13 protein-coding genes, 1 tRNA gene and 1 riboswitch are annotated in these 14071 nt (G+C 68.0%); of the genes, 8 read left to right on the top strand and 6 right to left on the bottom strand.

The features are described from left to right. Positions 1 to 20: 20 nt before the first annotated feature. Positions 21 to 1214: a DUF4382 domain-containing protein gene (locus tag AAHB17_RS06840; RefSeq protein ID WP_342129765.1), complete on the top strand. Its 1194-nt coding sequence runs from the start codon at positions 21 to 23 to the stop codon at positions 1212 to 1214. 38 nt (positions 1215 to 1252) lie between these two features. Here the strand turns inward: AAHB17_RS06840 and dnaB are convergent, their stop codons facing one another. Together dnaB and AAHB17_RS06850 are read right to left on the bottom strand one after the other, a co-directional pair. Next, positions 1253 to 2683 (bottom strand): replicative DNA helicase, encoded by a 1431-nt coding sequence (gene dnaB / locus AAHB17_RS06845; protein ID WP_342129766.1) that lies wholly within the window; start codon positions 2681 to 2683, stop codon positions 1253 to 1255. A 100-nt stretch (positions 2684 to 2783) separates the two neighbouring features. Further along, a complete protein-coding gene (locus AAHB17_RS06850) occupies positions 2784 to 3173 on the bottom strand; it encodes a VanZ family protein (protein WP_342129768.1) in 390 nt (129 codons plus the stop codon). A gap of 138 nt (positions 3174 to 3311) precedes the next feature. On the opposite strand from AAHB17_RS06850, the gene AAHB17_RS06855 reads away from it, so the two are divergent. Both AAHB17_RS06855 and AAHB17_RS06860 read left to right on the top strand, forming a co-directional pair. Next, positions 3312 to 4802: an RNB domain-containing ribonuclease gene (locus AAHB17_RS06855; RefSeq protein WP_342129769.1), complete on the top strand. Its 1491-nt coding sequence runs from the start codon at positions 3312 to 3314 to the stop codon at positions 4800 to 4802. 34 nt (positions 4803 to 4836) lie between these two features. Next, entirely contained in the window at positions 4837 to 5154 is a 318-nt protein-coding gene (locus AAHB17_RS06860) for a DUF1840 domain-containing protein (RefSeq protein WP_342129770.1), read from the top strand. A 92-nt stretch (positions 5155 to 5246) separates the two neighbouring features. Here the strand turns inward: AAHB17_RS06860 and AAHB17_RS06865 are convergent. From AAHB17_RS06865 to AAHB17_RS06875, 3 genes are all read right to left on the bottom strand, one after another. After that, positions 5247 to 5322, bottom strand: a tRNA-Asn gene (locus AAHB17_RS06865). A 56-nt stretch (positions 5323 to 5378) separates the two neighbouring features. After that, positions 5379 to 7562 carry a TonB-dependent siderophore receptor gene (locus tag AAHB17_RS06870; RefSeq protein WP_342129771.1) on the bottom strand — a complete coding sequence of 728 codons (2184 nt, stop codon included), beginning with the start codon at positions 7560 to 7562 and terminating at the stop codon, positions 5379 to 5381. A 69-nt stretch (positions 7563 to 7631) separates the two neighbouring features. Beyond that, a riboswitch (TPP riboswitch) is annotated at positions 7632 to 7734 on the bottom strand. Between the two features lie 61 nt (positions 7735 to 7795). Continuing rightward, on the bottom strand, positions 7796 to 8812 hold the full coding sequence (locus AAHB17_RS06875; RefSeq protein WP_342129772.1) for an LLM class flavin-dependent oxidoreductase: 1017 nt from the start codon (positions 8810 to 8812) through the stop codon (positions 7796 to 7798). 111 nt (positions 8813 to 8923) lie between these two features. Here AAHB17_RS06875 and AAHB17_RS06880 point away from each other — a divergent pair, with 111 nt between their 5' ends. The 5 genes from AAHB17_RS06880 (at position 8924) to AAHB17_RS06900 (ending at position 12914) form a co-directional block, all read left to right on the top strand. Next, positions 8924 to 9898: a Bug family tripartite tricarboxylate transporter substrate binding protein gene (locus AAHB17_RS06880; RefSeq protein WP_342129773.1), complete on the top strand. Its 975-nt coding sequence runs from the start codon at positions 8924 to 8926 to the stop codon at positions 9896 to 9898. A gap of 13 nt (positions 9899 to 9911) precedes the next feature. Then, positions 9912 to 10547: an endonuclease III gene (gene nth, locus AAHB17_RS06885; protein ID WP_342129774.1), complete on the top strand. Its 636-nt coding sequence runs from the start codon at positions 9912 to 9914 to the stop codon at positions 10545 to 10547. Positions 10548 to 10554: 7 nt separating this feature from the next. Beyond that, on the top strand, positions 10555 to 11313 hold the full coding sequence (gene aat / locus AAHB17_RS06890) for a leucyl/phenylalanyl-tRNA--protein transferase (protein WP_342129775.1): 759 nt from the start codon (positions 10555 to 10557) through the stop codon (positions 11311 to 11313). Beyond that, complete coding sequence (locus AAHB17_RS06895) at positions 11310 to 12047, top strand: arginyltransferase (protein ID WP_342129776.1); 738 nt, start codon at positions 11310 to 11312, stop codon at positions 12045 to 12047. The genes aat and AAHB17_RS06895 overlap by 4 nt, the downstream gene beginning before the upstream one ends. 81 nt (positions 12048 to 12128) lie before the next feature. Next, a complete protein-coding gene (locus AAHB17_RS06900) occupies positions 12129 to 12914 on the top strand; it encodes an IclR family transcriptional regulator (RefSeq protein ID WP_342129777.1) in 786 nt (261 codons plus the stop codon). Positions 12915 to 12995: 81 nt separating this feature from the next. Here the strand turns inward: AAHB17_RS06900 and AAHB17_RS06905 are convergent, their stop codons facing one another. Next, on the bottom strand, positions 12996 to 14000 hold the full coding sequence (locus tag AAHB17_RS06905; protein WP_342129778.1) for a serine hydrolase: 1005 nt from the start codon (positions 13998 to 14000) through the stop codon (positions 12996 to 12998). Positions 14001 to 14071: the final 71 nt, after the last annotated feature.

Here is a 14071-nt window from a genome sequence, read left to right on the forward strand (position 1 = left end):
ATTTCACTGAGGAGAAACACATGAAAACATGGATCGCCAATCCACCTCGAACCCGCCATTGGGTGGCAATTGCCTCACTTGCTCTGCTGGCGGCCTGTGGCGGCGGCTCGGACGGTGGCGGTACCGGCACCATGCGCCTGGCACTGACCGATGCACCCGCCTGCGGCTACGACCAGGTCAACGTCACGGTCGACCGTGTGCGCGTCCACCAGAGTGCCACGGCCGGCGACAGCGCAGCCCAGTGGCAGGAAATCGTGTTGTCGCCCGCGCGCCGGGTCAACCTGCTGAACCTGACCAACGGCGTGCTGGAGGAACTGGGCAGCACCCCGCTGCCCGCCGGCACTTATTCCCAGCTGCGCCTGGTGCTCGCCAGCAACAGCGGCGGCGCACCGCTGGCCAATTCGGTCGTGCCCACCGGCGGCAGCGAAACCGCGCTGGACACCCCCAGCGCCCAGCAATCCGGTCTCAAGCTGCAAGTCCACATGACGGTGGCGGCCGGCCAGATCGCCGACTATGTGATCGATTTCGATGCCTGCAAATCGGTCGTGCCACGCGGCAACTCCGGGCGTTTCAACCTCAAACCGGTGGTGGCCGTGCTGCCTCGGGTCACGACCGGCCTGGCCGTGGTCGGGCAGTTGAGCAATGTCAGTGACAGCAGCGCCACCGCGGTGTCGCTGCAGCAGGCGGGGGTGGTGGTGCGCAGCACCGTGCCCACGGCACAAGGCGGTTTTGTGTTGTCGCCCGTGCCCGCGGGGACCTACGACCTGGTGGTCAGCGCGGCCAACCGTGCCACCATGGTGCTGACCGGCGTGCCGGTGAGCACCAGCGGCGTCACCACCGTGAGCACCAGCACCAGCCCCATCGTCCTGCTGTCCAGCGGCATGCGCCAGGTCAGCGGGCTGGTGGGCACCACCGGCAGTCCCGCCATACCCGACGCCATCGTCGCGCCGTGGCAGACCCTGCTGGGCACGACCATCGAATGGGGCGCGCGGCCGGTGGACGCAGACACGGGCGCCTATGCCTTCTCGCTGCCCACCCAGCCCGGGCTCAAGGCCACCTACGCGGCGCCGCCAGCCGCCCTGCTCTGGACACCCGACACCACCACGGCGGCGCGCTACACCGTCAATGCCTTCGTGACGGGCAAACCCACGCAAAGCGCGCCGGTCAACCTCGAAAGTGCCGACGCAGTGGTGAACTTCAGTTTCGCGCCCTGAAGCAGCAAACGGCGGCCCCGGACCGTGGCCGCTGTGGCTCAGAAGTCGCCGCCGCCGTAACCGGCCGCCAAGCTCTCGAAGCGCGTGAGGGCGTTCAGGAAGGCGAGCTTGACCGTGCCGGTGGGGCCGTTACGCTGTTTGCCGATGATGATTTCGGCCACGCCCGGTTCCTTGCAGGCCTCGCGGGTGTAGTACTCGTCCCGGTAGATGAACATGATGATGTCCGCGTCCTGCTCGATGGCACCCGATTCGCGCAGGTCGCTCATCATGGGGCGCTTGTCGGTGCGCTGCTCCACGCTTCGGTTGAGCTGCGACAGCGCGATCACCGGGCACTGCAACTCCTTGGCCAGCATCTTCAGGCCGCGCGAGATTTCACCCAGTTCGGTGGCGCGGTTGTCGCCCCCGGCCGAACTCGAACCGCTCATCAGCTGCAGGTAGTCCACCACGATCAGACCGAGCTTGCCACACTGGCGCGACAGCCGCCGCGCGTTGGCGCGCAGTTCGCTGGGGGTCAGGCCCGGTGTCTCGTCGATGTGCAGCGACACCGTGCGCAGCTTCTCGATCGCTTCGGTCAGTCGCGGCCACTCGTCGTCGGTCAGTTTGCCGGTGCGCAGATGGCCCTGGTTGATGCGGCCGATGGAGCCCACCACACGCACCGCCAGTTGCGAGGCGCCCATTTCCATGGAGAACACCGCCACCGGCAGGCCTTCGTTGAGGGCCACGTGTTCGGCGATGTTGATGGCGAACGCGGTCTTGCCCATGGAGGGCCGCGCCGCCAGCACCACGAGGTCGCCGGCCTGCAGGCCCGAGGTCATGCGGTCGAGGTCGATGAAGCCGGTCGGCACACCTGTCACATCGGCCGGGTTGTCGGCCATCTCCTGCACCCGGTCCAGCAGCTGCACCACCAGGGTGTCCATGCTCTGGAAACCCTGCTTCATGCGCGAGCCTTCCTCGCCGATGTTGAAGATCTTCTGCTCGGCCTCGTCCAGGATCTGGGCCACCGCCCGGCCCTGCGGGTTGAAGGCGTTGGTGGCGATCTCGTCACTGGCCGACAGCAGCTTGCGCAGGATGCCTCGCTCGCGCACGATTTCGGCGTAGCGGCGGATGTTGGCCGCGCTGGGCACGTACTGGGCCAGCGAATTGAGGTAGCCCAGTCCGCCCACCTCGTCGGCGCGGCCCTGGCTTTGCAGGTGCTCGAAGACCGTGATCACGTCCGCCGGTTTGGACGCGTTGACCAGCGCCGCCACGGCCGTGAAGATGAGCCGGTGCTCGTAGCGGTAGAAGTCGCTGTCCTTGATCAGGTCGCCCACGCGGTCCCAGGCGCCGTTGTCCAGCAGCAGGCCACCCAGCACGCTCGACTCCGCCTCGATCGAGTGCGGCGGAATGCGCAGCTGCGCCACCTGGTGGTCGCCGCCGCTGTAGGACGTCTCTTCGAGCGGTTCAAACGAACTGGGAATGGCAGAGGGCATGGATGTTCTCAAGCAAACCGCGATCTTATGCCAGCCACCCCGACCCGCCTGTGGACAAGTCTGTGGGCAAGCCGTGCGCGAGGTGTGTGAAAGTGGTGGATCAGGCGCCCGGGCGACGGTCGGCGGCCCGCGACAGCCACCCACGCGCCCCCAGCCAGGCCAGCGCGCCCACCGCCAGGCCCACGCCATCGGCCATGCCGTCGAGCCAGTCGCCCTCGCGCCAGCCGGTGGCGGCCTGCGCCAACTCGATGACCACGCCGAACAGCATCAGGCCGCCCAGCAGGCGCAGCGGACGCTGCGGGAACGCCAGCAGTCCCACGCCACCCAGGGCGGCAAAGCCCAGCGCATGCTGGGCCTTGTCCCAGAAGTGGATGCTGCTGGGCAATTGCTGGACCGGCACCAAGGAGAGACAGGCCGTGACCAGCGTCAGGCCACCAAACAACAGCGCCCAGCGGCGCTGCCAGACAAGCAGGGATGCAGATCGGAACATGCGCGGATGGTAAACGCCCAGCGCGTGGCCAAGCCGGTGGGACGGCCATCGCTTACAAGCTTTACAGCGGGGCCGTTCAGCGCGTGACAGCACGGGCGCCGAGGTGCAGAATCAGACAGACCATTCACTGGAGCCGCCATGCGCCACGCGCTCAACGATCAACGCTCCACACTGGCCACGATCGCGGCCTGGGCCATGTTCAGCCGCGGGCTGGAACCCGAGTTCCCGCACGCCGTGCAACAACAGGTGGCGGCCTTGCGCGGCCCCGCCACCGACAACAGCAGCGCGGTGCGCGACCTGACCTCGCTGCCCTGGTGCTCGATCGACAACGACGACTCGCGCGACCTCGACCAGCTGACCTTGTGCGAGCCGCTGCCCCACCACGGCGTGCGCATCCTGGTGGCCGTGGCGGACGTTGACGCCCTGGTGCACAAGGGCTCGCCCGTGGACCTGCACGCGCGGCTGAACACCACCTCCGTCTACACCTCGGCACGCATTTTTCCCATGCTGCCCGAGCGCCTGTGCACCGACCTCACCTCGCTCAACCCCGACCAGGACCGGCTGGCCATGGTGACGCAAATGGACTTCTCGCAAGACGGCGTGCTGCTCGGCTCGTCGATCTACCGGGCCCGGGTGCGCAACCACGCGCAGTTGGCCTACGACGCCATATCCGCCTGGATCGAAGGCGAGGCCGACCTGCCCGCGGCCGCCCAGCGCGTGCCCGGCCTGTCGCAACAACTGCGCACCCAGGACGAGGTGGCCCAGAAGCTGCGCGTGTTGCGCCGCGCCCAGGGCTCACTGGATTTCGAAACCTTCCAGCCCCGTGCGCAGTTTGTGGGCCAGCGCATTGCCACCATCCAGCAGCAGCCCCAGAACCGGGCGCGTCAGCTGATCGAGGAACTGATGATCGCCACCAACGGCTGCACCGCGCGCTTCCTGGCCGACCGCGGCGCCGCCGCCCTGCGCCGCGTGGTGCGCTCACCGGAGCGCTGGCAGCGCATCGTCGAGGTGGTGAAGGGCTATGGCGTGGACCTGCCCACCGAGCCCGACGGCAAGGCGCTGGAAGCCTTCCTGGCCCGGCAACACCGGGAAGACCCCTTGCGCTTTCCCGATCTGTCGCTGGTGATCGTCAAGCTCATGGGTTCCGGCGAGTACGTGGTGGAGCGCCCCGGCGGTCCGGCCATCGGGCACTTTGGCCTGGCGGTGTTGGCCTACATGCATTCCACGGCGCCCAACCGCCGCTATCCCGACCTGATCACCCTGCGCCTGCTGAAGGCGGCCCTGTCGGGAGGCAAGCCGCCCTACTCCCACGTGGAACTCGACGAACTGGCTGCCCATTGCACGGCGCAGGAAGACGCGGCACAAAAGGTCGAGCGCCAGATGCGCAAATCCGAAGCGGCCTTGCTGCTGCACGCGCGCATTGGCCAGCTGTTCGACGGCCTGGTGACCGGCAGCGGCGACAAGGGGGTCTGGGTCCGCATCTTCGAACCGCCGGCCGAAGGGCGCCTGACGGGCCCGGTGTCCGGCTTCAAGGTCGGCCAGCCCGTGCGTGTGCGGCTGGTGTCCACCTCGGTGGAGCGTGGCTTCATCGACTTCGTGCCCGCCATCGAGGACCGACATCCGGCCTGAACAGGCATGCCCATCACCACCACCAGGAGGCCCCATGTTGTACCGATTCAAATCGCAAGCCACGGCCGATCTGACCATGCTGCAGGCCGATGGACAGACCGTGCTGCGGCTGCTGGGCAAGGACGCAACCCGACAAGGCATCATCACCGCCGAGCAGCTGCCGCAAGCCATCGCCGCGCTGGAAGCGGCGGCGATGGCCGACCGCGCCCTGACCGTGCCGCCGCAGGACACCGAAGACGAGGACGGCGAACCAATGGAGCCCAGCGTGGGACTCACGCAGCGGCTCGCGCCATTTCTGCAGATGCTGCGCTTGGCACAGGATGCACACAAGCCCGTGGTCTGGGGCGTCTGAGATTGGCGATGCGGTCACGCGCAGGAAGGTCAACCACCCAAGAAAAAAGCACCTACCGCTTGCGCGATAAGTGCTTGATTCGTTCGAGTTTTTGGCTCCCCGACCTGGGCTCGAACCAGGGACCTACGGATTAACAGTCCGGCGCTCTACCGACTGAGCTATCGGGGAACAAGCCTCAAATTATAGCGTGATTTTTGAGGTTTTCGCTAGGGGGTCCAACTTTTTCAAAACTGGGTTTGCAGCGTCAGGCGGACGATGCGCGGCGCCGCAGGGAACAGGTAGACGTGGCTGTACTGGTACGGCGCTTCCTTGAAGTAGCGGCGGTTGAACAGGTTGTCCACGCCCAGCGTCCAGGTGGTGGGCTGGTTGCCCAGACGGGTCTCGTAGCGCAGCGCGGCGTCCACCTGCGTCCACGACGGCAGGCGCACCGAGCCGTCGGGCAGCACATGGCGCGGGCCTTCGTGCGACAGGCTGGCCAGCGCGGTCAGGCCGGGCAGCGCCGCGATGCGGTAGCCGACCGAGGCGCGCAGGATCCACTCGGGCACGTTGGTGGGCGTCTGGCCGTTCAGGCTCGGGTCTATGCCGCTGCCACGGCGGCGCGCCTGCAGGGCCGTGGCGCTGGCGTTGAGGCTCCAGGCGCCCACGCGGGTGCCGGCGCCCAGCTCGATGCCGCGGTGGCGGGCATCGCCGTCGCGCTGGCGGGTGCAGGATGCCTCGATGTCGCAGCTTCCCAGATCGCCAAACAGCGGGCGGGTGATGTCGAAGAAGCTGGCGTTCCAGCGCACGCGGCCGTCGTCGTGTTTGAAGCCGAACTCCCACTGGCGGCTGTTGAGCGCGGGCAGCGGCTGGCCGGCGTTGGTGTAGCGGCTGCGGCCCGGCGCCACTTCCGATTCGAGGCCCTGGCCCCAGCTGGCGTAGAGCATGTCGGCGGGGTTGAGCTGCCAGCTGCCGGCCAGCCAGGGCGTGGTCGCGCTGCGCTGGTAGTCGGTGGCGCGCGAGCCGTCGCTGCGCACGCTGTTGCGCGACAGGCGGGTGTGGCGCAGGCCCAGCCAGGTCTGTACGCCGGGCGCCCATTCGATGGCGTCGTAGGCGAACAGCTCGGTGCTGCGCTCGCGCAGGTTGGTGTAGGGGTCGAAGTAGCTCGGGTCGGCCGGCAGCGTGGGCTGGGTGTAGATGTTGCCCGTGCCCACGGCTGCGTTGTTGTCGGCCTGCGGCTGGCCCAGGTCGGTGTGGCGGTTGGCCTGCAGGCCAAAGCGCAGGCGGTGGGTCAGGCCGGCGGCCTTGAGCTCGCCCTTGATGGCCAGTTGCGCGGCGCTGGTGGTGCGGCGCTCGTTGTCGCTGCGGAAATCGTAGAGGTCGTAATCGCCATTGGGGCAGTAACGGTCGGCGTAGTAGTCGCCGCTGGCGGCGTCGTAGCAGCCGTAGGGATAGGCCAGGCGGTCGTCGGCGCGCAGGCGCTGGGTGGCCAACTGGGCGGTCCAGCTCCAGCCGGTGGCCAGCGCCTGCTCGAAGCGCACGCTGCCGCTGAAGTTGCGCATCACACCGTCCTGGCTCCAGGGCTGGTTGTTGATGTTGATGAAGGGGTTGGCGGCCGGCAGCTGGTTGCCCAGCAGGCTCAGGCCGGGCACGCCCGGCTGGCTGCGGCGGCTGTGTTCGAACTCCACCTCCAGCAGGCTGTCGCGGCTGATGCGCCAGTCCATGGCCAGGGCCAGCAGGTGGCGGCGGCCGTCGGCGTTGTCGGCATGGCTGCCGATGCGCTCACCGGCCAGGTTGAAGCGGTAGCCGAACTCGCGCGACGCGCCAAACCGGCCGCCCAGATCGACATGGGCCAGCACGCCGCCTTCGCTGGTGACTTCGGTGCGCAGGCTGCGCAGGTCTTTTTCGGTCGGGCGCTTGACCACGTAGTTGATCAGCCCGCCCGGCGCGCTGGTGCCGGCCTGTATGCCACTGGTGCCCTTGAACACTTCCACCCGCTCCTTGTTCTCCAGGCCGATCACGGTTTCGGCGCTGATGGGCAGGCCTTCGCGGCGGAAGTTGTACTTGGGGTCGAGCACAAAACCGCGCACGGTGGCGTAGTCCCAGTAGCCAACCGCGTTGTACGAGTCGGACACCGAGGCGTCGAGCTTGTAGAGGTCGCGCACGCTGCGCGCGCCGCTGGACTCGATCTGCGCAGCCTCGATGACGGTGGCGCTGATGGGCGTGCGCGCCAGCGGCGCGTCGCCCAGGCCTGCCACGTCGGCGCTGCGGGCGGCGTTGCCTTCGCTGACGGTGACCGGTGCCAGCGTCTGTGTGGGCTCCGCGGTCTGGGCCTGGGCGGCCGGCGCGAGCAAGGCCGCACACACGGCGGCCACCGGCGTCAGCGCCAGATGACGGGAAGTGATACGGGGGCGGAATCGGATGTGTGCCATGGCGTCTGTGGTCGCGTGATGGCAGGTCGGCTGACGAGGCGCTGGAGCGGTGTCCACGGGCGCGGTGCCCGGCGTCTGCGTTTGCTTCCCTGCGCGAGGATTACCTCAATCAGGTTCAAAGGGACTTTCTCAGTCGCCGGCCTGTCGGCCGACAACACCCCTAGCGAAACACGCTGCAGCAGCGTGTGTCCGGATTGTAAACGGGCGCCGGCCCGCGGTCTTGGTCTGAAACCTCAGTGGGCGGCGGCTGGCTCGCGCATCACCTGGGCAACGATGTCGAGCGAACGCAGGCGCAGCGCCGGATCGAACACGTCGCTGACCAGCATGAACTCGTCGGCCTGGGTCAGTTCGGCCAGGTGACTCAGGCGCGCCCGCACGGTGTCCGGGCCACCGATGGCGGCGGCGGCCAGGAAGTCGTCGATGGCGGCCCGCGCCTGCGGCGGCAGACCGGCATAAAAACCCGCCACCGGCGGCTGCAGGCGCCGGCGGTCGCCGGTGAGGATGCCCAGCACACGCTGGTAGGTGCTGCTGGCCAGGAAGTCGGCCTCGTCATCGCTGGGCGCCGCGATCACGGGCACCCCCACCACCACGTGCGGTTGGGCCAGCGTGGCCGACGGCCGGAAATGGCTGCGGTAGACGTTCAACGCCTGCAGCAGCAGGCGTGGGGCGAAGTGCGACGCAAAGGCATAGGGCAGGCCACGCTCGGCTGCGAGTTGGGCCGAAAACAGGCTGGAACCCAGCAGCCAGATCGGCACGTTGGTGCCGGCGCCGGGCATGGCCACCAGGCGCTGACCTGGCTCGGCCGGGGCCAGCAGGCGCTGCAGTTCGGCCACGTCGCGCGGGAAATCGTCTTCGCTCTCGACGCGGTCGCGCCGCAGCGCGCGCATGGTGGGGCCGTCGGTGCCGGGTGCGCGGCCCAGGCCGAGGTCGATGCGGCCGGGGTGGAGCTCGGCCAGGGTGCCGAAAGCCTCTGCCACCACCAGCGGCGCGTGGTTGGGCAACATGATGCCGCCCGAGCCGACCCGGATTCGTTCGGTGCCGGCGGCGATGTGCCCCACCAGCACGGCGGTGGCCGAACTCGCGATGCCCACCATGTTGTGGTGCTCGGCCAGCCAGTAGCGCGTGAAGCCGAGGCGTTCGGCGTGTTGCGCCGTGCGCAGCGCAATGTCCAGTGCCTGGCGCACGCTGCCGCCCTCGCGCACGGCCACGAGGTCCAGCATGGAAAGCGAGATGTCCTGCAGTGTCTTCATGTGGAGGATTGTCCCGCGCGCGCGCGCGGCCCGCCGCCGCGCGGCACAAAGCCTTGTGGTGTGGCGTGTTTATCATCCAGCCGGACATGCCCCACCCACACCGGAGACACGATGACACGCACACCCCGCCCCCTGCGCCTCGCGCTCGCGGCCTACGCCCTGGCCGCCAGCGGCCTGGCCCAGGCCGCCTTCCCGGAACGCCCCATCAAGATCGTGGTGGGCTTCCCGGCTGGCGGCCCGCTGGACCAGCACGCGCGCCTGCTGTCGGACAAGCTGCAGGCCGTGCTGGGCCAGCCGGTGGTCATCGATTACAAGGCCGGCGCCGGTGGCACCGTGGGCGCGCAGGAGGTCATGAAGGCCACCCCCGACGGCCACACCCTGATGCTGGCCAACACTGGGGTAATGGTGATCAATCCGGCGCTCTACAGCAAGCTGCCCTATGGCACGCTGCGCGACTTCACGCCCATCGCCCGCACGGCCATGCAGCCGCTGGCCCTGCTGGTCAACCCCAAACTGCCGGTCAGCACGCTCCAGGAGTTCATCGCCTACAGCCGCGCCCGGCCGGGCCAGGTCAACTACGGCTCGGCCGGCAACGGCGGTATCAGCCACCTGGTGCCGGAGATGTTCAAGTCGCAGACCGGCCTGTTCATGGTCCACATCCCCTACCGGGGCAGCGCACCCGCCTTCACCGACCTGATGGCCGGCCAGGTGCAGTTCATGGCCGAGTCCATCCCGCAGGCGGCCAACTACCACAAGCAGGGCAAGGTGCGGGCCCTGGCCGTGACCAGCCGCGAGCGCAACCCCGCCTTGCCCGACATCCCCACGGCCATTGAAAGTGGCCTGAAGAACTTCGAGGTCGTGGGCTTCTATGGCTTTCTGGCACCCGCGGGCACACCCAAGGACGTGGTCAACCGCCTCAGCGACGCTTTCAAGGAGGTGATGGGTCAGGCCGAGCTGCGCAACCGCATGATCAGCCAGGGGGCCGACCCGGCCTTCCTGGGCGCGGACGACTTCGCCCGATTCCTGGCCCAGGAAATGCCGCGCTGGGCCACCGCCGTCAAGCAATCGGGCGCCAAGCTGGACTGACGCGAACACCACCATGAACAAGACCGCCATCGAGCGTTTCTTCGCCACCCTGCAGGCGGCCAACCCCATGCCGGTGACCGAGCTGGAGTACACCAGCGTGTTCGAGCTGCTGGCCGCCGTGCTGCTCTCGGCCCAGGCCACCGATGTGGGCGTGAACAAGGCCACGCGCCGCCTGTTCCCGGTCGCCAACACCCCTCAAAAAATCCTGGACCTGGGGCTCGAAGGCCTGGAGGCCCACATCAAGACCATCGGCCTGTACCGCAGCAAGGCCAGGCACCTGATGCAGACCTGCCGCATCCTGGTGGACCGGCATGGCGGTCAGGTACCTCGCACGCGCGAGGCCCTGGAAGCCCTGCCCGGCGTGGGCCGCAAGACCGCCAACGTGGTGCTCAACGTCGCCTTTGGCGAGCCGACCATGGCGGTGGACACCCACATCTTCCGCGTCGGCAACCGCACCGGCCTGGCGCCGGGCAAGACGCCGCTGGCGGTGGAGCAGCAGTTGCTCCAGCGCATCCCCCCCGCCTACCTGGTGGATGCCCACCACTGGCTGATCCTGCATGGGCGCTACGTGTGCCAGGCGCGCAAGCCGCTGTGCCACCGATGTGCGGTGGCCGCGGTGTGCGACTTCAGCCCCAAGACCACCGCGTGAGCCCCACATGACGCGCCGTGCCCCCGCCCTGCCCTGGCTGGAACCCGGCCAGGACTTTCCGCCGGTGGACACCGCCTGGGCCGCCGATGCACCGGCCCCCGGCCTGCTGGCGGCCGGCGGCGCCCTGGATGCGCCCACGCTGCGCCGGGCCTACGCCCACGGCATCTTTCCCTGGTTCAGCGAAGGCCAGCCCATCCTGTGGTGGAGCCCCGACCCGCGCATGGTGCTGCAGGTGGCCGATTTCCGCCTGCACGACTCCTTGCGCAAACAGCTCCGGGCCGGGCTGCGCAGCGGTCGCATCGAACTGCGTTTCGACCACGATTTCACAGCCGTCATCGGGCACTGCGCCGGCGCCGCGCGCCCCGGGCAACACGGCACCTGGATCCTGCCGGAGATGGTGGACGCCTACACCGAGCTGCACCGCCTGGGCGTGGCCCACAGCGTGGAAACCTGGTGGGACGGCGTACTGGCCGGTGGTCTGTACTGCGTGGGCATCGGTCAGGCGGTGTTTGGCGAATCCATGTTCAGCCTGCGCAGCAACGCCTCCAAGATCGCGCTGGCCGCCCTGGTGGCCTTTTGCCGCGCTCACGGCCTGCGCAGCATCGACTGCCAGCAAAACACGGCCCACCTGGGCTCGCTTGGCGCGCGCGAAATGCCACGCGAGCGATTTGTCCAATCGATGCGCATGGCCGTTGCGCTGCCACCACCGGTCTGGCGCTTCGACTCCGTATACTGGGACCATCTCTTTCACGCACACGCCACGTGACGCACCCAAAAGAGCTTCCCCTGCAGGCGCTGCAGTTCTATGCGACGGCGCCCTACCCCTGCAGCTACCTGGAAGGGCGGCAGGCGCGTTCGCAGGTGGCCACCCCCAGCCACCTGATCCACAACGACGCCTACTCCGATCTGGTGGCGCGCGGTTTTCGCCGCAGTGGCATGTTCACCTACCGGCCGTATTGCGACGGCTGCTCGGCCTGCGAGCCGCTGCGCGTGAAGGCGGCGGATTTCGTGCCCAGCCGCAGCCAGCGCCGCGCCCAGGCGCGGCATGGCAACCTGCAGACGCGTGTGCTCAAGCTGTGTTTTGTGCCCGAGCACTACCAGCTCTACCTGCGCTACCAGAACCACCGCCACGCAGGCGGCGGCATGGACCACGACAGCATCGACCAGTACACCCAGTTCCTGCTGCAAAGCCGGGTCAATTCGCGCCTGGTCGAATTCTTCGAGCCGGCCGCCGACGGCCAGCCGGCCCGGCTCAAGATGGTCTCCATCGTGGACGTGCTGGGCGACGGCATCTCGGCCGTCTACACCTTCTTCGAGCCCGAACCCCAGAGCAGCTACGGCACCTACAACGTGTTGTGGCAGATCGCCCAGGCGCGCGCTCTGGGCCTGCCCCACGTCTACCTCGGCTACTGGATCGAGCAAAGCCGCAAGATGCGTTACAAGGCCGGCTTCCAGCCGCACGAAATCCTGCGCAACGGGAAGTGGCAGACGCCGGGCTGATCCGTCCCCCCTCGGCTGGGTGTGCCCCGGTGTTCCCGGAATGAGATTTCATCTCGTAAAATAACGAGACTGCTATCAGCCATGACCAAACGCTCCGACAACCTCCCCAGCCACCCCAGCGTTCAGGTGATTGAGCGCATGTTCAATCTGCTGGAAGTCCTGGCCTCGCGCGAAGAAGCCATCTCCCTCAAGGAGATCAGCGAGAAGACCGGGCTGCACCCGTCCACCGCCCACCGCATCCTCAACGACCTCACCATCGGCCGCTTTGTCGACCGCCCCGAGGCCGGCGCCTACCGCCTGGGCATGCGCCTGCTGGAGCTCGGCAACCTCGTGAAGGCGCGCCTGAGCGTGCGCGACACCGCCCTGGGCCCCATGCGCGAGCTGCACAAGCTGATCCAGCAACCGGTCAACCTGAGCGTGCGCCAGGGCGACGAGATCGTCTACGTGGAGCGCGCCTACAGCGAGCGTTCGGGCATGCAGGTGGTGCGCGCCATCGGTGGCCGCGCACCGCTGCACCTGACCTCGGTAGGCAAGCTGTTCCTGGCCGCCGACGACCCGCAGCGGGTGCGCGCCTACGCGACCCGCACCGGGCTGCAGGGCAACACCCGCAACAGCCTGACGCAGCTGCCAGCGCTGGAGCGCGAACTGTCGCAATGCCGGCAACTGGGCGTGGCCCGCGACAACGAAGAACTGGAACTGGGCGTGCGCTGCATGGCCGCCGGCATCTACGACGACCAGAACAAGCTGGTGGCCGGTCTGTCGATTTCGGCCCCGGCGGACCGGCTGGACGAAGGCTGGCTGCCCAAGCTCAAGGCCACCGTGGCGCAGATCTCCACGGCACTGGGCAACCTCAACCAAAAACTCTGAAGCACAGCACAAAGCGGCCGGCGCGAAACATCGCGCTGCGGCCGCTTTGTCGCCTCGAAAGGTGGCGCTTGCCTGTGCGAATCAGTGTGTGGCCGCGGGCGCAAACTGCGCCAGTGCCTGGGTGCGGTGCTCGACCCAGCGGCGCACACGCTCGGCATCGCCCAGGCGGGCGGCCTTGCCGGCGGCGTCCAGGAACACCATGATGACCTGGCGGCCAGCCACGCTGGCCTGCATCACCAGGCAACGACCGGCCTCAGAGATGTACCCCGTCTTTTGCAGGCCGATGGCCCAATCGGGGTTGTGCACCAGGCGGTTGCTGTTGTTGAACTGCACCGTGCGGTGGCCCAGTTCGACCTGGTGGCTGGGCGAAGTGGAGAGGTCGCGCAGCATCGGGCGCTCGTAGGCGGCGCTCGCCAGGATGGCGAGGTCCTTGGCGCTGGAGCGGTTGTCGCTCGACAGGCCGGTGGGCTCGACGTAGCGGGTGTCGTTCATGCCCAGCTCGCCCGCCTTGGCGTTCATGAGCGTGACGAAGGTGGACAGGCCACCGGGAAAGGTGCGGCCCAGGGCGTGGGCCGCACGGTTTTCGCTGGACATGAGGGCCAGGTGCATCAGTTCACCACGGCTCAGCGTGGTGCCCACCGCCAGGCGCGAACGGCTGCCCTTGAGGGTGTCCACATCGGCTTCGGTGATGGTGATCGGCTCGTCCATGGGCAGCTTGGCGTCCACCACCAGCAGGCCGGTCATGAGTTTGGTCAGGGAGGCGATGGGCAGGACCGCGTTCTCGTTCTTGCGCAGCAGCACTTCGTGCGTCTGCTGGTCCACCACCAGCGCCACGCTGGAGTTCAGGTCGAGAGCCGCATCGCTGCCCCGCAGACCGAGTTTCTCACCCATCGAGGGCCTGCCGCCGTCCACCGCCGACGCCACCTGCTTGCGCGGCTTCTGGGCCGCCACCTTGCGTGTCGCAGGCTTCGGGGCCGCCACCTTCTTGACCGTCGCCGACTTGTGCGACTTTTTCTGGGTCTGCGCATGGGCGCCACCCGCCATCGACAATGCCACCGCCAGGCCCAGTCCGCCCAGAAATTTCATTGCCAATCGTGCGGTTTGCATCATGCGGGACCTCTCAAAAGTGAACTATTCTGTTACGTAGTATACGCATG

The organism is Hydrogenophaga sp. OTU3427 (assembly GCF_038440225.1).
Lineage (GTDB): Bacteria > Pseudomonadota > Gammaproteobacteria > Burkholderiales > Burkholderiaceae_C > Hydrogenophaga.

Excerpts from the sequence above, each read along its gene's own strand:
- AAHB17_RS06840 (WP_342129765.1), top strand. The coding sequence starts at position 21 with ATGAAAACATGGATCGCCAATCCACCTCGAACCCGCCATTGGGTGGCA.
- AAHB17_RS06900 (WP_342129777.1), top strand. The coding sequence starts at position 12,129 with ATGACCAAACGCTCCGACAACCTCCCCAGCCACCCCAGCGTTCAGGTG.
- AAHB17_RS06870 (WP_342129771.1), bottom strand. The coding sequence starts at position 7,562 with ATGGCACACATCCGATTCCGCCCCCGTATCACTTCCCGTCATCTGGCG.
- AAHB17_RS06860 (WP_342129770.1), top strand. The coding sequence starts at position 4,837 with ATGTTGTACCGATTCAAATCGCAAGCCACGGCCGATCTGACCATGCTG.
- AAHB17_RS06880 (WP_342129773.1), top strand. The coding sequence starts at position 8,924 with ATGACACGCACACCCCGCCCCCTGCGCCTCGCGCTCGCGGCCTACGCC.
- nth (WP_342129774.1), top strand. The coding sequence starts at position 9,912 with ATGAACAAGACCGCCATCGAGCGTTTCTTCGCCACCCTGCAGGCGGCC.
- AAHB17_RS06905 (WP_342129778.1), bottom strand. The coding sequence starts at position 14,000 with ATGAAATTTCTGGGCGGACTGGGCCTGGCGGTGGCATTGTCGATGGCG.
- aat (WP_342129775.1), top strand. The coding sequence starts at position 10,555 with ATGACGCGCCGTGCCCCCGCCCTGCCCTGGCTGGAACCCGGCCAGGAC.
- AAHB17_RS06855 (WP_342129769.1), top strand. The coding sequence starts at position 3,312 with ATGCGCCACGCGCTCAACGATCAACGCTCCACACTGGCCACGATCGCG.
- dnaB (WP_342129766.1), bottom strand. The coding sequence starts at position 2,683 with ATGCCCTCTGCCATTCCCAGTTCGTTTGAACCGCTCGAAGAGACGTCC.
- AAHB17_RS06875 (WP_342129772.1), bottom strand. The coding sequence starts at position 8,812 with ATGAAGACACTGCAGGACATCTCGCTTTCCATGCTGGACCTCGTGGCC.
- AAHB17_RS06850 (WP_342129768.1), bottom strand. The coding sequence starts at position 3,173 with ATGTTCCGATCTGCATCCCTGCTTGTCTGGCAGCGCCGCTGGGCGCTG.